The sequence below is a fragment of the Nocardia abscessus genome, from assembly GCF_015477775.1.
GTDB classification, from domain to species: domain Bacteria; phylum Actinomycetota; class Actinomycetes; order Mycobacteriales; family Mycobacteriaceae; genus Nocardia; species Nocardia abscessus_A.
Genome location: NZ_JADLQO010000015.1, coordinates 1 through 13,410, shown reverse-complemented (window position 1 = coordinate 13,410; position 13,410 = coordinate 1). Strand labels below are relative to the sequence as shown.

Sequence of the window (13,410 nt, the reverse complement as noted above, 5' to 3'; positions counted from 1 at the left end):
TCGATGAGTGTGCCGCTGCTGCGGCTGCGTATGTCGAACCACGGCGGGGCCGGGCCACTTCGAATGGCCGACCCCGCCGGGATCGTGTGCAGTCGATCGCGCGGCTATGCCCGACCGAAGGCGAGCGCCACATTGTGCCCACCGAATCCGAAGGAGTTGTTGATCGCGTATTCGATCTCCTGGCGGCGAGCTTCGCCCTTCACCACATCGAGGTCGATCTCCGGGTCCTGGTTCTCCAGGTTCAGCGTCGGCGGCACGATGCCGTCGCGGATGCTGAGCACGGTCAGCACGGACTCCAGGGCGCCGACGGCGCCGATCGAGTGACCGAGTGCCGACTTGGGCGCGTACACCGAGGCATGGTTGCCCACGGCCTTGTTGATCGCGTTCGCCTCGGCGGTGTCGCCGATCGGCGTCGCGGTCGCGTGCGCGTTGATGTGCGCGATGTCCTTCTTGGTCAGACCCGCGGACTGCATCGCCCTGGTCATCGCCCGCGCGGCGCCGTCACCCGTGGGATCGGGCGCGACGAGGTGGAAGCCGTCGGAGGTGATGCCTGCGCCGAGCAGTCGCGCGTGGATGGTCGCGCCGCGGGCCTTCGCGTGCTCTTCGGTCTCGATGACCATCAGCGCACCCGCCTCGCCGAAGACGAAGCCGTCGCGATCCTTGTCGAAGGGACGCGAGGCGCCCTTCGGATCGTCGTTGCGGGTGCTCATGGCGCGCATCATGGTGAACGCGGCGATCGGCACCGCGTCGATGAAGCCCTCGACGCCACCGGTGACGACGATGTCGGCGTCACCCATGACGATCATGCGCCAGGCATTGGCGATGGCCTCGGAGCCCGACGAGCACGCCGAGACCGGAGTGACCACTCCTGCCCTGGCCTTCAGTTCGAGACCGACAACGGCCGACGGGCCGTTCGGCATGACCATCTGCACAGCCAACGGCGAAATCTTGCGATAGCCGCCGTTCTTCAGCTTGTCCACGGAATCGATGAGGGCGTCGCCGCCCCCTAATCCGGTGCCGATGGCCACACCGAGCCGTTCCGGGTCGACTTCCGGGCTGCCTGCGTTCCGCCACACCTCGCGACCGAGCACGGTCGCGAGCTGCTCGACGTACGCCATGCGCCGGCATTCGACACGAGACAACAGAGTGTCGGGCCGGACCTTCAGGTGGCCGCCGATGCGGACCGGAAGGTCGTATTCCTCGACGAAGGAATCCTCGAGAACGTCGATGCCGCTCTCGCCGTTGAGGAGTCCCTTCCACGTCGCATCGACGTCACCCGCGATCGACGTGGTCGCCGCAAGGCTGGTTACGACGACGTTGGGGAAATTCCCGTTCAAGGTGGAAGGAGTGGTCACTGTTTCGGCCCTACTCGGCGTCGAACTTGGCCTTGAGCTCCGCGGCCGCGTCAGCGTTCTCGGCCTCGAGCTTCTGGATGTAGGCGACGGCGTCGCCGACCGTCTTCAGGCTGGCCAGATCCTCGTCGGGGATCTTCACGCCGTACTTGTCCTCGGTCTGAACCGCGATCTCGACCATGGACAGCGAGTCGATGTCCAGGTCATCGACGAAGGACTTCTCGATCGTCACTTCGGAGGGCTCGATACCGGTCACCTCTTCGATGATCTTGCCGAGTTCCTCGACGATTTGTTCCTGGGTCAGAGCGGCCACTTCGTGGCTCCCTTCTTGATACTTTGTAGGGCTCTACTGGTTTTTTTCGGATCGAGCGCGGTAATAGTTACCGCCTCTCGGTCACGACCTCGCATCTGAATGCATGGTCGCGGAGGAAAGCTAGCCGGACACGGTCAGTTCAGCCAACGCGGGGAGGTCTTGCGGGGTCTTCAGGGCCAGCGTGGGCGTGCCCTTCAGCTCCCGCTTCGCGATGCCGACGAGGGTGCCCGCCGGCGGCAGTTCCGCCACAGCCGAAACGCCGGCCTGCCGGACGGTTTCGGTGCACAGATCCCAGCGAACGGGCCGGGTGACCTGCGCGGCGAGCTTGTCGATCGCGTCCTGTCCGGACGTGACCGGCTTGCCGTCGAAGTTCGAGAGCAGGGTCCTGGTCGGCTCGTTCGGCGTGATCTTCGCTATGGCATCGGTCACAGCATCCTGCGCCGGGGCCATGAACGCCGTATGGAAGGCGCCCGCGACGGGCAGCGCGCGAACCCGGGCCTTCTCCGGAGGGTTCGCGGCGAGCTCGGCGAGAGCGTCCAACCGACCCGCGGCCACGATCTGGCCCACCGCGTTGCGGTTGGCCGGGACGAGGTCGAGTTCGGTGAGCCGTTCCAGCACGGCGGCTTCGTCGCCGCCGAGCACCGCGGACATACCGGTCGGCTCCAGTGCACACGCCTTGGCCATCTCCGCTCCGCGGATTGCGGCCAGCCGGACCGCGTCGTCGGCGGAGATGACTCCGGCGACCGCGGCGGCGGCGAGTTCACCGACCGAGTGCCCGGCGACGATGGTAGCGGCCGGAAGCGCGTCCTGCGAGATCTCCGCGAACGCGAGCAGCGCCGCGGCGACCACCAGCGGTTGGGTAACGGCGGTGTCGGTGATCTCCTCGGCCGTCGCGGTGGTACCGAGACGGACCAGATCCAGGCCGGAGGCCTTGGACCACAGCGTGAGGCGCTCGTTCGCGCCGGGAAGGTCGAGCCAGGGCGCGAGCATGCCGGGTGTCTGGGAGCCCTGTCCAGGGGCGAACAACGCGATCACGCCTCTAAGAAAACACTGTGAGGCGGGCCGCACGAGATGTCGACGCGAATGAAGGTTCGGAGGCGCTTTTGTGGGGGTCCCACAAAAGTCCACGTGGGCTGTCCGAATCGACCGATTCGACGGATGCGTTACAGCCCCGCGTGACCGATAGGGACTCGAGCGTCCTCTGGGGCAGAAGTTGACGATTCGTTACGGGTTCGTGTCAAACGACCTACTGTGGCGGCAATCCGTAGCACGTAGGCGTCCCGAGGATTCATCGGATCACGGCCCGTGATCTCGGCGATGCGCTTGAGCCGATACCGAACCGTATTTGGATGGACGTACAGCTGACGCGCACACGTCTCGACAGCTCCACCGCAATCCAGATAGGCATCGAGCGTGTCCGCCAGCGACGACCCCGCCGCGGCCAACGGTAGGACAAGGTACTCGTTCAGCGCGTCGATCGCAGCTCGATCACCCAACAAAGCGCGTTCCGGCAACAATTCCGCCGCGTGCACCGGCCGCGGCGCACCGCGCCAGCCCACCACGGCCTCCATTCCGGCCAGCGCTTCCACCGCACTGGCGTGGGCCGCGCCCAGGGTGCGGGTGGTCGGCCCGATCACCACCGGACCGTCCGAGAACACCTCGGCGAGCAGGTCGGCCAGGAACGGGGAGACATGCGAGGTCTCCCCCAGGTGCCCGGAGACGACCATCACCAGCCTGGCGCCCTGCACCACCGCGAGCGCGGCCCGCCCGTGCCGCGCCGCGATGGAATGCACCGACCCCACCGAGGAGACGCCCTGCTCGCCGGGCGGGGTGCCCACCAGCACCGTCGCCGGTGCGGTGGCATCCCAGTTCAACGTCGCTGCCCGCGACAGCATGTCCGGGCCGGTGTCGCCGCGCACCACGGCGTCCACGACGAGCGCCTCCAGCCTGGTGTCCCACGCACCGCGCGACTCCGCGGCGCTGGCGTACACCGAGGCGGCGGCGAATCCGAGCTCACGCCCGTACCGCAGCACCGCCTCGGTGAGCGCCACCAACTGCCGGTCGTTGCGCGCGAGCGCGGGCAACCACTGCTCGAAGAACTCCATGGCGACGCGGACCATGTCCACGGTCTGGCGCAGCGTCAACCGCCGCGCCAGGTCCTGCGGGATCACCTGGAAGGCATCCAGGCTGAACCGGATGTCGCTGTCGGGGTCTTGCAGCCACTCCAGGAAGTTCACCACCGCGGTCTGCACCAGCATCTGCACGCCCGCCCGCTGCGCGGCGTCCAGATCGGCGAAGAACGGCAACCGATCCTGCATCGACCCCACCGCCTCGGTGGAGAGGCGGCCGGAGAACTGCTTCACCCGTTTGAGCAGCGTGTCCGGAAGGGGGTCGCGAGTTTGCCGGTTCGGGGAGAGCGCGCCCGTCGGCAGATACACCTCATGCTCGGAAGAGCCTTCGGAGATCCGTCGCGGCCGCGGCGGTTTACGGTCCACCATCCAATATTCCGCTACGCGAGTTCTTCTTCGGCGCTTGCCGCGGGCTTCGGCGCGGCGTCGACGTCATCGATCCGGTACTTCGCCGCCGCCTCGACCGCCTTGGCGGGATCGATCCCGCCCGTCCGGCCCAGACCGGCGAGTGCGGCCACCACGATGGACTGCGCGTCGACGTTGAACACCCGTCGCGCGGCCGGGCGGGTGTCGGAGAAACCGAAACCGTCCGTGCCGAGCGTGGTGAAGTCGCCGGGAACCCACTTGCGGACCTGGTCGGGCACCGCGCGCATCCAGTCGGTCGCCGCGACGTACGGGCCGTCGACCCGCGACAGCGCCTCGGTGACGTACGGGACGCCGGGATCGGCGCCCGGGTTGCGCAGCGCGGCGATCTCCTTGTCGAGCGCCTCCTTGCGGAGCTCGCCCCACGAGGTCACCGACCACACGTCCGCCTGCACACCCCACTCCTGCGCGAGCAGCGCCTGTGCGCGCAGGCCGTCCGGCACCGTGACGCCGGAGACCAGGATCTGGGCGCGCGGGTCGCCCTCACCTCCGCGCTTGTACAGGTAGATGCCCTTGAGCAGACCCGCGACGTCGAGGTCTTCCGGCTCGGCCGGCTGCGGGTACGGCTCGTTGTAGAGGGTGATGTAGTAGAAGACGTCCTCGCCGCCGAACTCACTCGCGCTGCCGTGCGGATGGGTGCCGGGCAGCGGAGCCGCGCCCTGCGGGGCGGTGCCGCCGCCGTACATCCGGCGCAGGCCGTCCCGCACGATGTGCGCGATCTCGAACGCGAACGCCGGGTCGTAGGTCACCACGGCCGGGTTGGTCGAGGCGAGCAGCAGGGAGTGCCCGTCGTTGTGCTGGAGGCCCTCACCGGTCAGCGTGGTGCGCCCGGCGGTCGCCCCGAGCACGAACCCGCGGGCGAGCTGGTCGGCCGCGGCCCACAGTCCGTCACCGGTGCGCTGGAAGCCGAACATCGAGTAGAAGATGTACAGCGGGATCATCGGCTCGCCGTGCGTGGCGTACGAGGTGCCCGCCGCGGTGAACGACGCCGTCGAGCCTGCCTCGTTGATGCCCTCGTGCAGGATCTGCCCGACGGCGCTCTCTTTGTAGGCAAGCATCAATTCCGCGTCGACCGATGTGTACAACTGGCCGTTGCGGTTGTAGATCTTCAACGAAGGGAACCAGGAGTCCATACCGAAGGTCCTGGCCTCGTCGGGGATGATCGGGACGATCCGCTTGCCGATCTCCTTGTCCCGCAGCAGCTCCTTCATCAGCCGCACCAGGGCCATCGTGGTGGCCACGTTCTGCTTGCCCGACCCCTTGCGCACCGACCGGTAGGCCTCGTCGCCGGGCAGCTTCAGCGGCTTGGCCGCCGCGCGCCGCTCGGGCAGGAACCCGCCGAGCGCCTTGCGCCGGTCGAGCATGTACTGCACCTCGCGGGCCTCCATACCGGGGTGGTAGTACGGCGGCAGATACGGATCCTTCTCCAGCTCGGCATCGCTGATCGGAATCCGCTGCAGGTCGCGGAAGTCCTTGAGGTCCTGCAGGGTCAGCTTCTTCATCTGGTGCGTGGCGTTGCGGCCCTCGAAGTGCTTGCCGAGGGTGTAGCCCTTGATGGTCTTGGCCAGGATCACCGTCGGCTGGCCCTTGTGCGCCATCGCGGCCGCGTAAGCGGCGTACACCTTGCGGTAGTCGTGACCACCGCGCTTGAGGTTCCAGATCTCCTGGTCGGACAGGTCCTGCACCAGCGCCTTGGTCCGCGGGTCACGGCCGAAGAAGTGGTCGCGCACGTAGGCGCCGTCATTGGCCTTGTAGGTCTGGTAGTCGCCGTCGGGGGTGCTGTTCATCAGGTTCACCAGCGCCCCGTCGCGGTCGGCGCCGAGCAGCGCGTCCCACTCGCGACCCCAGATCACCTTGATGACGTTCCAGCCCGCGCCGCGGAAGAACGACTCCAACTCCTGGATGATCTTGCCGTTGCCGCGCACCGGGCCGTCCAGGCGCTGCAGGTTGCAGTTGACGACGAAGGTCAGGTTGTCCAGCCCCTCCATGGCCGCCACGTGCGCGAGGCCGCGCGATTCCGGCTCGTCCATCTCGCCGTCGCCGAGGAACGCCCACACGTGCTGGTCGGAGGTGTCCTTGATACCGCGGTCGTGCAGGTAGTGGTTGAACCGCGCCTGGTAGATGGCGTTCATCGGGCCCAGGCCCATGGACACCGTCGGGAACTCCCAGAAGTTGTTCAGCAGCCGCGGATGCGGGTAGGACGGCAGCCCGTGGCCGGGGCCGCCGTGGCTGTACTCCTGCCGGAACCCGTCGAGCTGATCGGCCGACAGCCTGCCCTCCAGGAACGCGCGGGCGTAGATGCCCGGCGAGGCGTGACCCTGGATGAAGATCGAGTCGCCGCCGCCGGAATGATCTTTGCCACGGAAGAAGTGGTTGAAGCCGACTTCGTACAGCGCGGCCGAGGACGCGTAGGTGGAGATGTGGCCGCCCACGCCGATCCCGGGTCGCTGGGCGCGATGCACCATGATCGCGGCGTTCCAGCGGATCCAGGCGCGGAAGCGCCGCTCCACCTCCTCGTCGCCGGGGAACCACGGCTCGTTCTCGGTGGGAATGGTGTTGACGTAGTCGGTAGAGGTCAAGGATGGGATGGCGACGCGACGTTCACCGGCCCGCTCCAGCAGACGGAGCATGAGGTAACGCGCACGGCCGGGACCTTCCCGGTCGAGCATTTCATCGAACGACTCGAGCCATTCGCTGGTTTCCTCCGGGTCGATGTCCGGTAGGTAGGACGCCACCCCTTCGCGGATCACCCGCACCCGGCCACCCGGCTGCGGCGGGTGCGACCCGTTCGGATCGCGGCTCGCGGCGGGCGCGGGGGCGGAGCTGGTCCCGGCGGATTTCGCCGGCGCGGAAGAGTGGATCAGGTCGGTCAAATCTGCTCCTCGTACAGGGGTGGACATGCTGATGGCGTCGGTATCCCCGGGCGGTTTCGCTGGTTGGCGGACCGCCCGTTTACGAAAGGTTCGGGCGCACCATCCATCCTTGCCGATGGCGCGTCCCAAATCATCATGTCAGCCGTAAATCCAGTACCGTTCGACAGGCAAGGTGAGTCGAGCGTGGCAGCCCTGAGGAGCGGGAGGACGATGAAGCTGCTGAACCCACGCGGGTTCGGAATGGTGTGCGCCACCGGAGCCGTCGCCATCGGATTGGTCGTCGCGGGATGCGCCAACCGGGTGGACGGCGTGGCCGGTCCGAACGCGAGCGATCTGGCGGCGTACAAGACCGAGGCGGCGTCCTCGTCGGCGGCCGCGACCTCCTCCCGGCGCGCGGCGGCCGAGGCCAAGGCCATCGCCGACAACTGCGGCCAGTTTCCCGGCACCACCGGTGCGGGCGTCAGCAGGTACAACGAGTTCGTCGACGCGCACGATTCGAACGCGCCCGATTACGTCGCCAAGCGCGACGCGGCGGCGCAGACCCTCGAGGACGCCGCGAACAAGGTGGAGAGCGGCGTGAACTCCGCCAAGGAGGCGCTGCCCGCGGACCTGGCGGCCAAGCTCACAGAATACGTGAACGCGGCCCGCGCACTCGCCGCCGAGACGCGAACGATGACCTACACCGCGCCGGTCGCGGCGCTCAACGACGCCAGCAGGCGGGTCAACGATGCGCGCAACGTCGTGCGCGACTCGTGTCCGAAACGCTGAGAAAGCCCTTGACACACCATCGCAACGCGACATTCGGTACCTATTTCGCCGGATCGGCTTGCGCTGAAGCCCATAACCATGTTCGCTTGCAACTACCTACTGTCGGGAGTTGAGGAGGACACCACCGTGGTCGCCGCGGCGGACGCGCAGAACTACGCTCAGAAGCTTGGCATTACACACGGCTTGGTTGTCCAGGAATTGGGCTGGGACGAGGACGTCGACGACGACCTGAGGGCCGACGTCGAGGACGCGATCGGCGGCGAACTCGTCGACGAGGACTCCGACGAGGTGATCGACGTTGTGCTGCTGTGGTGGCGCGACGGCGACGGTGACCTGGTGGACGCACTGATGGACGCGATCGGCCCGCTGGCCGATGACGGTTTCGTCTGGGTGCTCACCCCCAAGACCGGACAGCCCGGCCATGTCGAGCCGAGCGAAATCGCAGAATCCGCACCGACCGCCGGTCTGACTCAGACCTCGGCGATCAGTCTCGGCTCGTGGACGGGTAGCAGGCTGGTTCAGCCCAAGGCGCCCTCGAAGCAGCGCTGAGCCACCGCGCTATGGTTTCCACCAGGGTTGGTCTCACAGGGCCGCCCGGTGGAAACCCGACACGATGGAGGATTCGCTATGCCGCTCGAGGTTGGCACTCTCGCGCCGGATTTCACGCTGAAGGACCAGAACAACCAGGAAGTGTCCCTGTCGGACTTCCGCGGGAGGAAGAACGTCCTCATCGTGTTCTACCCGCTCGCGTTCACCGGGATCTGCCAGGGTGAGTTGTGCAAGGTCCGCGACGAGCTGCCCAAGTTCCAGAACGACGACGCGGAGATCGTCGCGATCTCGGTCGGCCCGCCGCCCACGCACAAGATCTGGGCAGCCGAACAGGGCTACACCTTCCCGCTGCTGTCGGATTTCTGGCCGCACGGCGCGGTCGCCCAGGCCTACGGCGTCTTCAACGAGAAGTCCGGCTACCCCAATCGCGGCACGTTCGTCGTCGACCGCGAAGGCTACATCCGCTTCGCCGAGATGAACGGCCCCGGCGAGCCCCGTGACCAGGCAGCTTGGGAGAAAGCGCTCGCCGCGCTAGATTCATAAACCGCCGGTAACGGCACGGGCGTATAGCTCAGCGGTAGAGCACTGGTTTTACACACCAGCGGTCGGGGGTTCGATCCCCTCTGCGCCCACCGAAGATGCACGTAGAAGATCAGAGCCGGCGTCGAAGGCTCGCTCCACGATGATTCCGTGGGGCGAACATCGGCCAGTTCGATCCGATGCGGCCACAACGGGCATCCCGCAATGGCATCACAGGTGGCCGCCCCCGGTGGGGTTGAGCAGGGCGGCGAGATCGGGTGGGGTCGGCATGGGTTGGCGCAGCCCGACCGTGGCGCGGCCGGTGTTGCCTTCGGGGTAGCGGCCCGCCAGTGATCCGGGAGCGGCCACGATGATGCGCACGACCTGGCCGAGGGCTTCGCGGCGGTCGCGTTGACCCACCGCTAACACGAACATCGCGGCGTGGTTTCGGGTGTGCAGCCACGGATCGGGCTGGGACAGGATGTGCGCGCGTTCCAGATGGGTCCACCGCTGCTCGGCGCTGGGCGCGGTTTTCGCAGCGCGCATCTCTTCGAGGTAGCGAGCGCGGGCGGGGTCGGAGATACGGGGCATCAGGAGTCCTTTCCGGCAGCATGGTTTTCGCAGCAGTCGCAGTCGTGCCCGGCCGCGCCGGTCTCGCCCAAGGCGGCGGTCGCCGGGCAGCAGGTGTCACCGCGCCAGGCATTCACGCCTTCCTTGACCGCGATCACCGCGATCACCAAGGCGGCGATCGGGTCGGCCCACGACCACCCGAACAGAATGTTGAGCAGCAACCCGACCAGCAGCACCGCCGACAAATATGTGCACAGCAGGGTCTGCTTGGAATCCGCGACCGCCGATGCCGATCCGAGTTCACGTCCGGCGCGGCGCTGCGCAGCCGACAACACCGGCATGATGACCGAACTCGCTGCGGCCAAACCGATCCCGATCGGCGAGTGCCGCGCCTCCCCGATGCCGGCCAGAGCGCGGATCGAGTCGACGGTGACATACAGCGCCAGCGCGAAGAACGAGAACGCGATGATCCGCAGCGCGACCTTCTCCCGCGCCTCGGGATCGCGCCCGGCGAACTGCCACGCGACCGCCGCGGCGGAGGACACCTCGATCACCGAATCCAGCCCGAACCCGATCAACGCCGTCGAGGACACCCGCGCGCCCTCGGTCAGCGCGACGACGGCCTCGATCACGTTGTACGAGATCGTGCCCGCGACCAGCCAGCGGATTCGACCGGACAGCACCGCACGCCGCGCCCCGCTCGCCGCGATCACCGGCGACGACGGCAGCGAGGGCATCCCCAACGAGGCCATCCCCAACGAGGCCATCAGCAGCACGCCTCCGCATCGGCGGCCGGGCAGCACGCCGGATCCACCGCCAGCACCAACCCGAGCAGATCCCCCAACGCCCGCCCGATGCGGGCATCGGCCAACTCGTAGCGACTACGTCGGCCCTCGGGCACCGCGACCACCAGCCCGCACCCACGCAGGCACGCCAGATGGTTGGACAAGATCTGGCGCGACACCCCGATCCGCTCGGCCAAGTCCGACGGATACGCCGAACCCGTCCGCAGGTGCAACAGGATCTGCGTGCGAGTCGGATCCGACAGCGCGTGCCCGAAGCGGGCCAGCGCATCACTGTGCGACAAGGTCTCCACACCACCGACAATACATGCAAATCTGTATTCAGAAAATAATGAATCGTTTCCGTCCACAAGGCCGGCGATGCCTCGGGCTGGCGACCGCCTGCACGATCGCCCGCTTCGCGAAAGTGGGTCAGGGCGCGGGCGGCGGGTCATCTTCGTCCTCGATCCGCTGCCGGATCGCCTCTACCGTCCGGTCCGGTGGAACACGCTCGGGCCACAGGACGGCCACGACGAACACAACCGCCGGGATGCCCACGGCCGCGACGAATCCGAGCCACACCCACAGATCACTGGTCATCACGCACCCGCCAGATGCGCCCGCGAGGGCCGCGTGTGCCCTGGCCCGTAGCCGACGTACCGCCGAGTCATCCACTGCGTGTGCAGGTCCGCGACGCCGGTTACGGCGAGTTCGAGCCCGTGTAGTTCGGCGAGTTCGCGCACGATCACCGCGTGCGCACCGAGTAGGTGTACGGCCGTGAGCAGTCGGAATATCCAGCCCGATTCGGCCGAGCGGAACGTCATCACGTCGGTGAGGTCGAGCCCCAGCCCGGTCGCTATCCGGCGCACCACACGCCGCGCCTCATCGAGGTCGGATGTCGAATCGAGGTCGACAACTCCGAGCGCGTCCATTGCCCTGCCCTCCCTGACGTTGGCAAGCCACGCCGCCGAGGACTTCGCATCAACCCGGCGGCGGGGCTGAAAAGCACGCTAGGCGTGCGCAGTTCACCGACAACAGAAAATTGCGGCATATTGCGCCGAAGAGTCCAGCGCGGTGAAGCCGTACGGCCGATGATGGGTATTCACGCACTCCACTGGAGGAACCATGAAGCTGGAACGACTTGGCGGCGACAGCACGGACGGGCAATCGCCCACCCTCTTTCGCAGTGATCGCCGGACGTACGTGGTGCAGGGCTGGAGCACCGACAGCACCGGCACCATCGAAATTCCGCACCGCCTGATCAGGCACCTTGTTCCGGGGACGTGTCTCGGTGCATTGCTGCGCGACACCGGACACGGCACATTCATACTCACCGGGTCTCCGGTCACCGATGCCGAAGCGCTGGAACAGATTCGGTTGCCCGGCCACGAGTCGGCGGTGGAGGTCGCGATCGGAACGGAGTTGAGGCGCGATGCAGCACCTGGCGTTCGATGACCTGGCGGACGTCTTCCGCACTCATCGCCGCGCGTTCCATCTGGAGGTTCGCGACGACTACAGCGGCGTAGCCGGAGAGACCGACCGGGTGCGGCGATTCCTGAACGGCGAACCGCAAGACCCGACGGCCAGTACGACGTGGCACGCGCTCATGCGAGAGGTGATCGGGTCGGGCTGTGCCGTGCAGCGGGTCCGGGTAATCACCGAGCCGCACGGCGATTACACCCGGTTCTCGGTCGGCACGACCGCCGCAAACATCGACGTCGGCGAAGACATCCGGTGGTTACCACGCCAGGACGCGCCGCCTGATCTTCCCGATGACGATTGGTGGCTGTTCGATGATGCTCTAGCCGCGTACACGGTGTTTACCGCAGACGGGGCTGCGCTGCCCGGGTGGGTGGCGATCACCGACCCCTTGATCGTCGCCCACTACGCCCGGCGGCGGGACGCACTGTGGTCCAGAGCGATTCCGCACGCCGAGTACGCCAAGTGACCAACGTCGGCGAGGCGCGCCGCGACCTGGGAGCCCGACTACGTGGCCTTCGGGTGGCGGCGCGCTTGCGCGGCTACCAGCTGGCCGAACAAGCAGGTTGGCATCCGGCGAAGGTATCGCGCATCGAGAACGGCACACAGTCGCTGTCCGAGGACGACCTGGCCGCGTGGTGCCGAATCACCAGAGCGGAAAAGGAATATCCGGACCTGCTGGCAACCGTGCGCAATATCTCCGCTGCCTGGATGGAGTGGCGGCGCATCGTCGGGCACGGCTACGCGAGTCATCAACGGCAGATCAACGGCCTGGAAGACCGGAGCGAACTGCTACGCGGTTACGACCCGCAGGTCTTCCACGGGCTGTTGCAGACGGCCGACTACGCCCGGGCGCTCCTAGCGGCGGGCATGGCATTTCTGAACACCAATCGCGACCTGGACCAAGCCGTGGCCGCGCGGATGGAACGTCAACAGGTCCTCCGCCACGGTCGGCACCGGTTCTACCTTCTGGTCGGAGAGCAGGCGCTGCGGACGACGGTCGGCGACGACATGGTGATGATCGAGCAGTTGCGGCACATCCTGGACCTTATGACGCTGCCCCGGCTCGTATTCGGCATCGTCCCGGCGGACAGCCCGTACTTTCGGCGCACCACCGACTTCGTGCTGTACGACCGCCGCAAGGTCCTGGTGGAGACCATCACCGCCGAGTCCGCCGTCACCCAGCCCCGTGAGATCGCCCTGTACGAGAAGGTGTTCAACACGCTGACAGAGCAGGCCGCCCATGGCGAAGCGGCCCGAGAACTGATCACGGCCGAACTGGAGCGGCGAGAGGGCCGCTCGGCCGGCGATAGACCTGCCACCGAGTGGACCCGACCGCCGCGACTCGAGTGAGTGCCGGGCCCAGGGTCGGGTGGGCGTGTAGCCCGATCGGCTACTCCGCGCCTTCAGCGCTCGGCAAGCTTCGCGCTGCCACACTCCGTGCAAACGCCACTTCCGACGACCTCGATCGTGTTTTGGAGATCCTGTACAGCAGCGCCATCTCGCTGATCAGATCGACACCTAGTTGTATGAGGCCTGGACGTTGGTGACGCCGGTGTGGAGGCGGCTGGCTGGTGGCTGGTTTCCGGCGGTGGAGTGTGGTCGATGGTAGTTGTAGTGGATGTTCCAGACGCTGAGCGCGTGGGTGCGTTG

Annotated in this window: 16 protein-coding genes, 1 tRNA gene and 1 pseudogene; 7 read left to right on the top strand and 11 right to left on the bottom strand. The window is 67.1% G+C overall.

The annotated features are described in order from the left end of the window. Positions 1 to 104 precede the first annotated feature (104 nt). The 5 genes from IU450_RS30050 to aceE form a co-directional block, all read right to left on the bottom strand. A complete protein-coding gene (locus IU450_RS30050) occupies positions 105 to 1,355 on the bottom strand; it encodes a KasA/KasB family beta-ketoacyl-ACP synthase (RefSeq protein ID WP_195153105.1) in 1,251 nt (416 codons plus the stop codon). 10 nt (positions 1,356 to 1,365) lie between these two features. Further along, positions 1,366 to 1,665, bottom strand: a complete 300-nt coding sequence (acpM, locus tag IU450_RS30045; protein WP_014982996.1) for a meromycolate extension acyl carrier protein AcpM — start codon at positions 1,663 to 1,665, stop codon at positions 1,366 to 1,368. A 120-nt stretch (positions 1,666 to 1,785) separates the two neighbouring features. Continuing rightward, on the bottom strand, positions 1,786 to 2,700 hold the full coding sequence (locus tag IU450_RS30040; protein ID WP_195153104.1) for an ACP S-malonyltransferase: 915 nt from the start codon (positions 2,698 to 2,700) through the stop codon (positions 1,786 to 1,788). 128 nt (positions 2,701 to 2,828) lie between these two features. Then, positions 2,829 to 4,163 carry a PucR family transcriptional regulator gene (locus IU450_RS30035; RefSeq protein ID WP_228835335.1) on the bottom strand — a complete coding sequence of 445 codons (1,335 nt, stop codon included), beginning with the start codon at positions 4,161 to 4,163 and terminating at the stop codon, positions 2,829 to 2,831. 11 nt (positions 4,164 to 4,174) lie between these two features. Further along, positions 4,175 to 7,090: a pyruvate dehydrogenase (acetyl-transferring), homodimeric type gene (gene aceE, locus IU450_RS30030; protein WP_195153103.1), complete on the bottom strand. Its 2,916-nt coding sequence runs from the start codon at positions 7,088 to 7,090 to the stop codon at positions 4,175 to 4,177. A 210-nt stretch (positions 7,091 to 7,300) separates the two neighbouring features. On the opposite strand from aceE, the gene IU450_RS30025 reads away from it, so the two are divergent. From IU450_RS30025 to IU450_RS30010, 4 genes are all read left to right on the top strand, one after another. Then, positions 7,301 to 7,858: a hypothetical protein gene (locus IU450_RS30025; protein WP_195153102.1), complete on the top strand. Its 558-nt coding sequence runs from the start codon at positions 7,301 to 7,303 to the stop codon at positions 7,856 to 7,858. Positions 7,859 to 7,984: 126 nt separating this feature from the next. Beyond that, positions 7,985 to 8,407, top strand: coding sequence for a DUF3052 domain-containing protein (locus tag IU450_RS30020; RefSeq protein WP_195153256.1), 423 nt, complete (start codon positions 7,985 to 7,987; stop codon positions 8,405 to 8,407). Between the two features lie 78 nt (positions 8,408 to 8,485). Next, on the top strand, positions 8,486 to 8,950 hold the full coding sequence (locus IU450_RS30015; RefSeq protein ID WP_195153101.1) for a peroxiredoxin: 465 nt from the start codon (positions 8,486 to 8,488) through the stop codon (positions 8,948 to 8,950). Positions 8,951 to 8,967: 17 nt separating this feature from the next. Next, a tRNA-Val gene (locus tag IU450_RS30010) sits at positions 8,968 to 9,039 on the top strand. A gap of 118 nt (positions 9,040 to 9,157) precedes the next feature. Here IU450_RS30010 and IU450_RS30005 read toward each other — a convergent pair. The 5 genes from IU450_RS30005 to IU450_RS29985 form a co-directional block, all read right to left on the bottom strand. After that, positions 9,158 to 9,517: a DUF3703 domain-containing protein gene (locus tag IU450_RS30005; RefSeq protein ID WP_195153100.1), complete on the bottom strand. Its 360-nt coding sequence runs from the start codon at positions 9,515 to 9,517 to the stop codon at positions 9,158 to 9,160. Then, the gene (locus IU450_RS30000; protein WP_195153255.1) at positions 9,517 to 10,248 is read right to left on the bottom strand and encodes a cation transporter; all 732 of its coding nucleotides are present in this window, start codon (positions 10,246 to 10,248) and stop codon (positions 9,517 to 9,519) included. Before IU450_RS30000 ends, IU450_RS30005 begins: the two co-directional genes overlap by 1 nt. Before the next feature lie 14 nt (positions 10,249 to 10,262). After that, positions 10,263 to 10,592: a metalloregulator ArsR/SmtB family transcription factor gene (locus IU450_RS29995; RefSeq protein WP_324197878.1), complete on the bottom strand. Its 330-nt coding sequence runs from the start codon at positions 10,590 to 10,592 to the stop codon at positions 10,263 to 10,265. Positions 10,593 to 10,710: 118 nt separating this feature from the next. Further along, a complete protein-coding gene (locus IU450_RS29990; protein WP_195153098.1) occupies positions 10,711 to 10,878 on the bottom strand; it encodes a hypothetical protein in 168 nt (55 codons plus the stop codon). Then, the gene (locus IU450_RS29985) at positions 10,878 to 11,210 is read right to left on the bottom strand and encodes a hypothetical protein (protein ID WP_195153097.1); all 333 of its coding nucleotides are present in this window, start codon (positions 11,208 to 11,210) and stop codon (positions 10,878 to 10,880) included. Before IU450_RS29985 ends, IU450_RS29990 begins: the two co-directional genes overlap by 1 nt. A 193-nt stretch (positions 11,211 to 11,403) precedes the next feature. Between IU450_RS29985 and IU450_RS29980 the strand changes: the two genes are divergently transcribed. Genes IU450_RS29980 through IU450_RS29970 form a run of 3 tightly spaced genes read left to right on the top strand, consistent with a single transcriptional unit; the run spans position 11,404 to position 13,110 of the window. Beyond that, entirely contained in the window at positions 11,404 to 11,733 is a 330-nt protein-coding gene (locus IU450_RS29980; protein ID WP_195153096.1) for a hypothetical protein, read from the top strand. After that, positions 11,711 to 12,226 (top strand): DUF6879 family protein, encoded by a 516-nt coding sequence (locus IU450_RS29975; RefSeq protein WP_195153095.1) that lies wholly within the window; start codon positions 11,711 to 11,713, stop codon positions 12,224 to 12,226. The genes IU450_RS29980 and IU450_RS29975 overlap by 23 nt, the downstream gene beginning before the upstream one ends. After that, on the top strand, positions 12,223 to 13,110 hold the full coding sequence (locus IU450_RS29970; RefSeq protein WP_195153094.1) for a helix-turn-helix domain-containing protein: 888 nt from the start codon (positions 12,223 to 12,225) through the stop codon (positions 13,108 to 13,110). Before IU450_RS29975 ends, IU450_RS29970 begins: the two co-directional genes overlap by 4 nt. Before the next feature lie 168 nt (positions 13,111 to 13,278). Here the strand turns inward: IU450_RS29970 and IU450_RS29965 are convergent. After that, a pseudogene (locus tag IU450_RS29965) lies at positions 13,279 to 13,410 on the bottom strand (IS481 family transposase); the annotation flags it as partial.

Coding starts and splice junctions, on each gene's coding strand:
- IU450_RS30015 (WP_195153101.1), top strand. CDS start 8,486: ATGCCGCTCGAGGTTGGCACTCTCGCGCCGGATTTCACGCTGAAGGAC.
- IU450_RS30025 (WP_195153102.1), top strand. CDS start 7,301: ATGAAGCTGCTGAACCCACGCGGGTTCGGAATGGTGTGCGCCACCGGA.
- IU450_RS30005 (WP_195153100.1), bottom strand. CDS start 9,517: ATGCCCCGTATCTCCGACCCCGCCCGCGCTCGCTACCTCGAAGAGATG.
- IU450_RS29985 (WP_195153097.1), bottom strand. CDS start 11,210: ATGGACGCGCTCGGAGTTGTCGACCTCGATTCGACATCCGACCTCGAT.
- IU450_RS29990 (WP_195153098.1), bottom strand. CDS start 10,878: ATGACCAGTGATCTGTGGGTGTGGCTCGGATTCGTCGCGGCCGTGGGC.
- IU450_RS29980 (WP_195153096.1), top strand. CDS start 11,404: ATGAAGCTGGAACGACTTGGCGGCGACAGCACGGACGGGCAATCGCCC.
- IU450_RS30000 (WP_195153255.1), bottom strand. CDS start 10,248: ATGGCCTCGTTGGGGATGCCCTCGCTGCCGTCGTCGCCGGTGATCGCG.
- IU450_RS30035 (WP_228835335.1), bottom strand. CDS start 4,163: ATGGTGGACCGTAAACCGCCGCGGCCGCGACGGATCTCCGAAGGCTCT.
- IU450_RS29975 (WP_195153095.1), top strand. CDS start 11,711: ATGCAGCACCTGGCGTTCGATGACCTGGCGGACGTCTTCCGCACTCAT.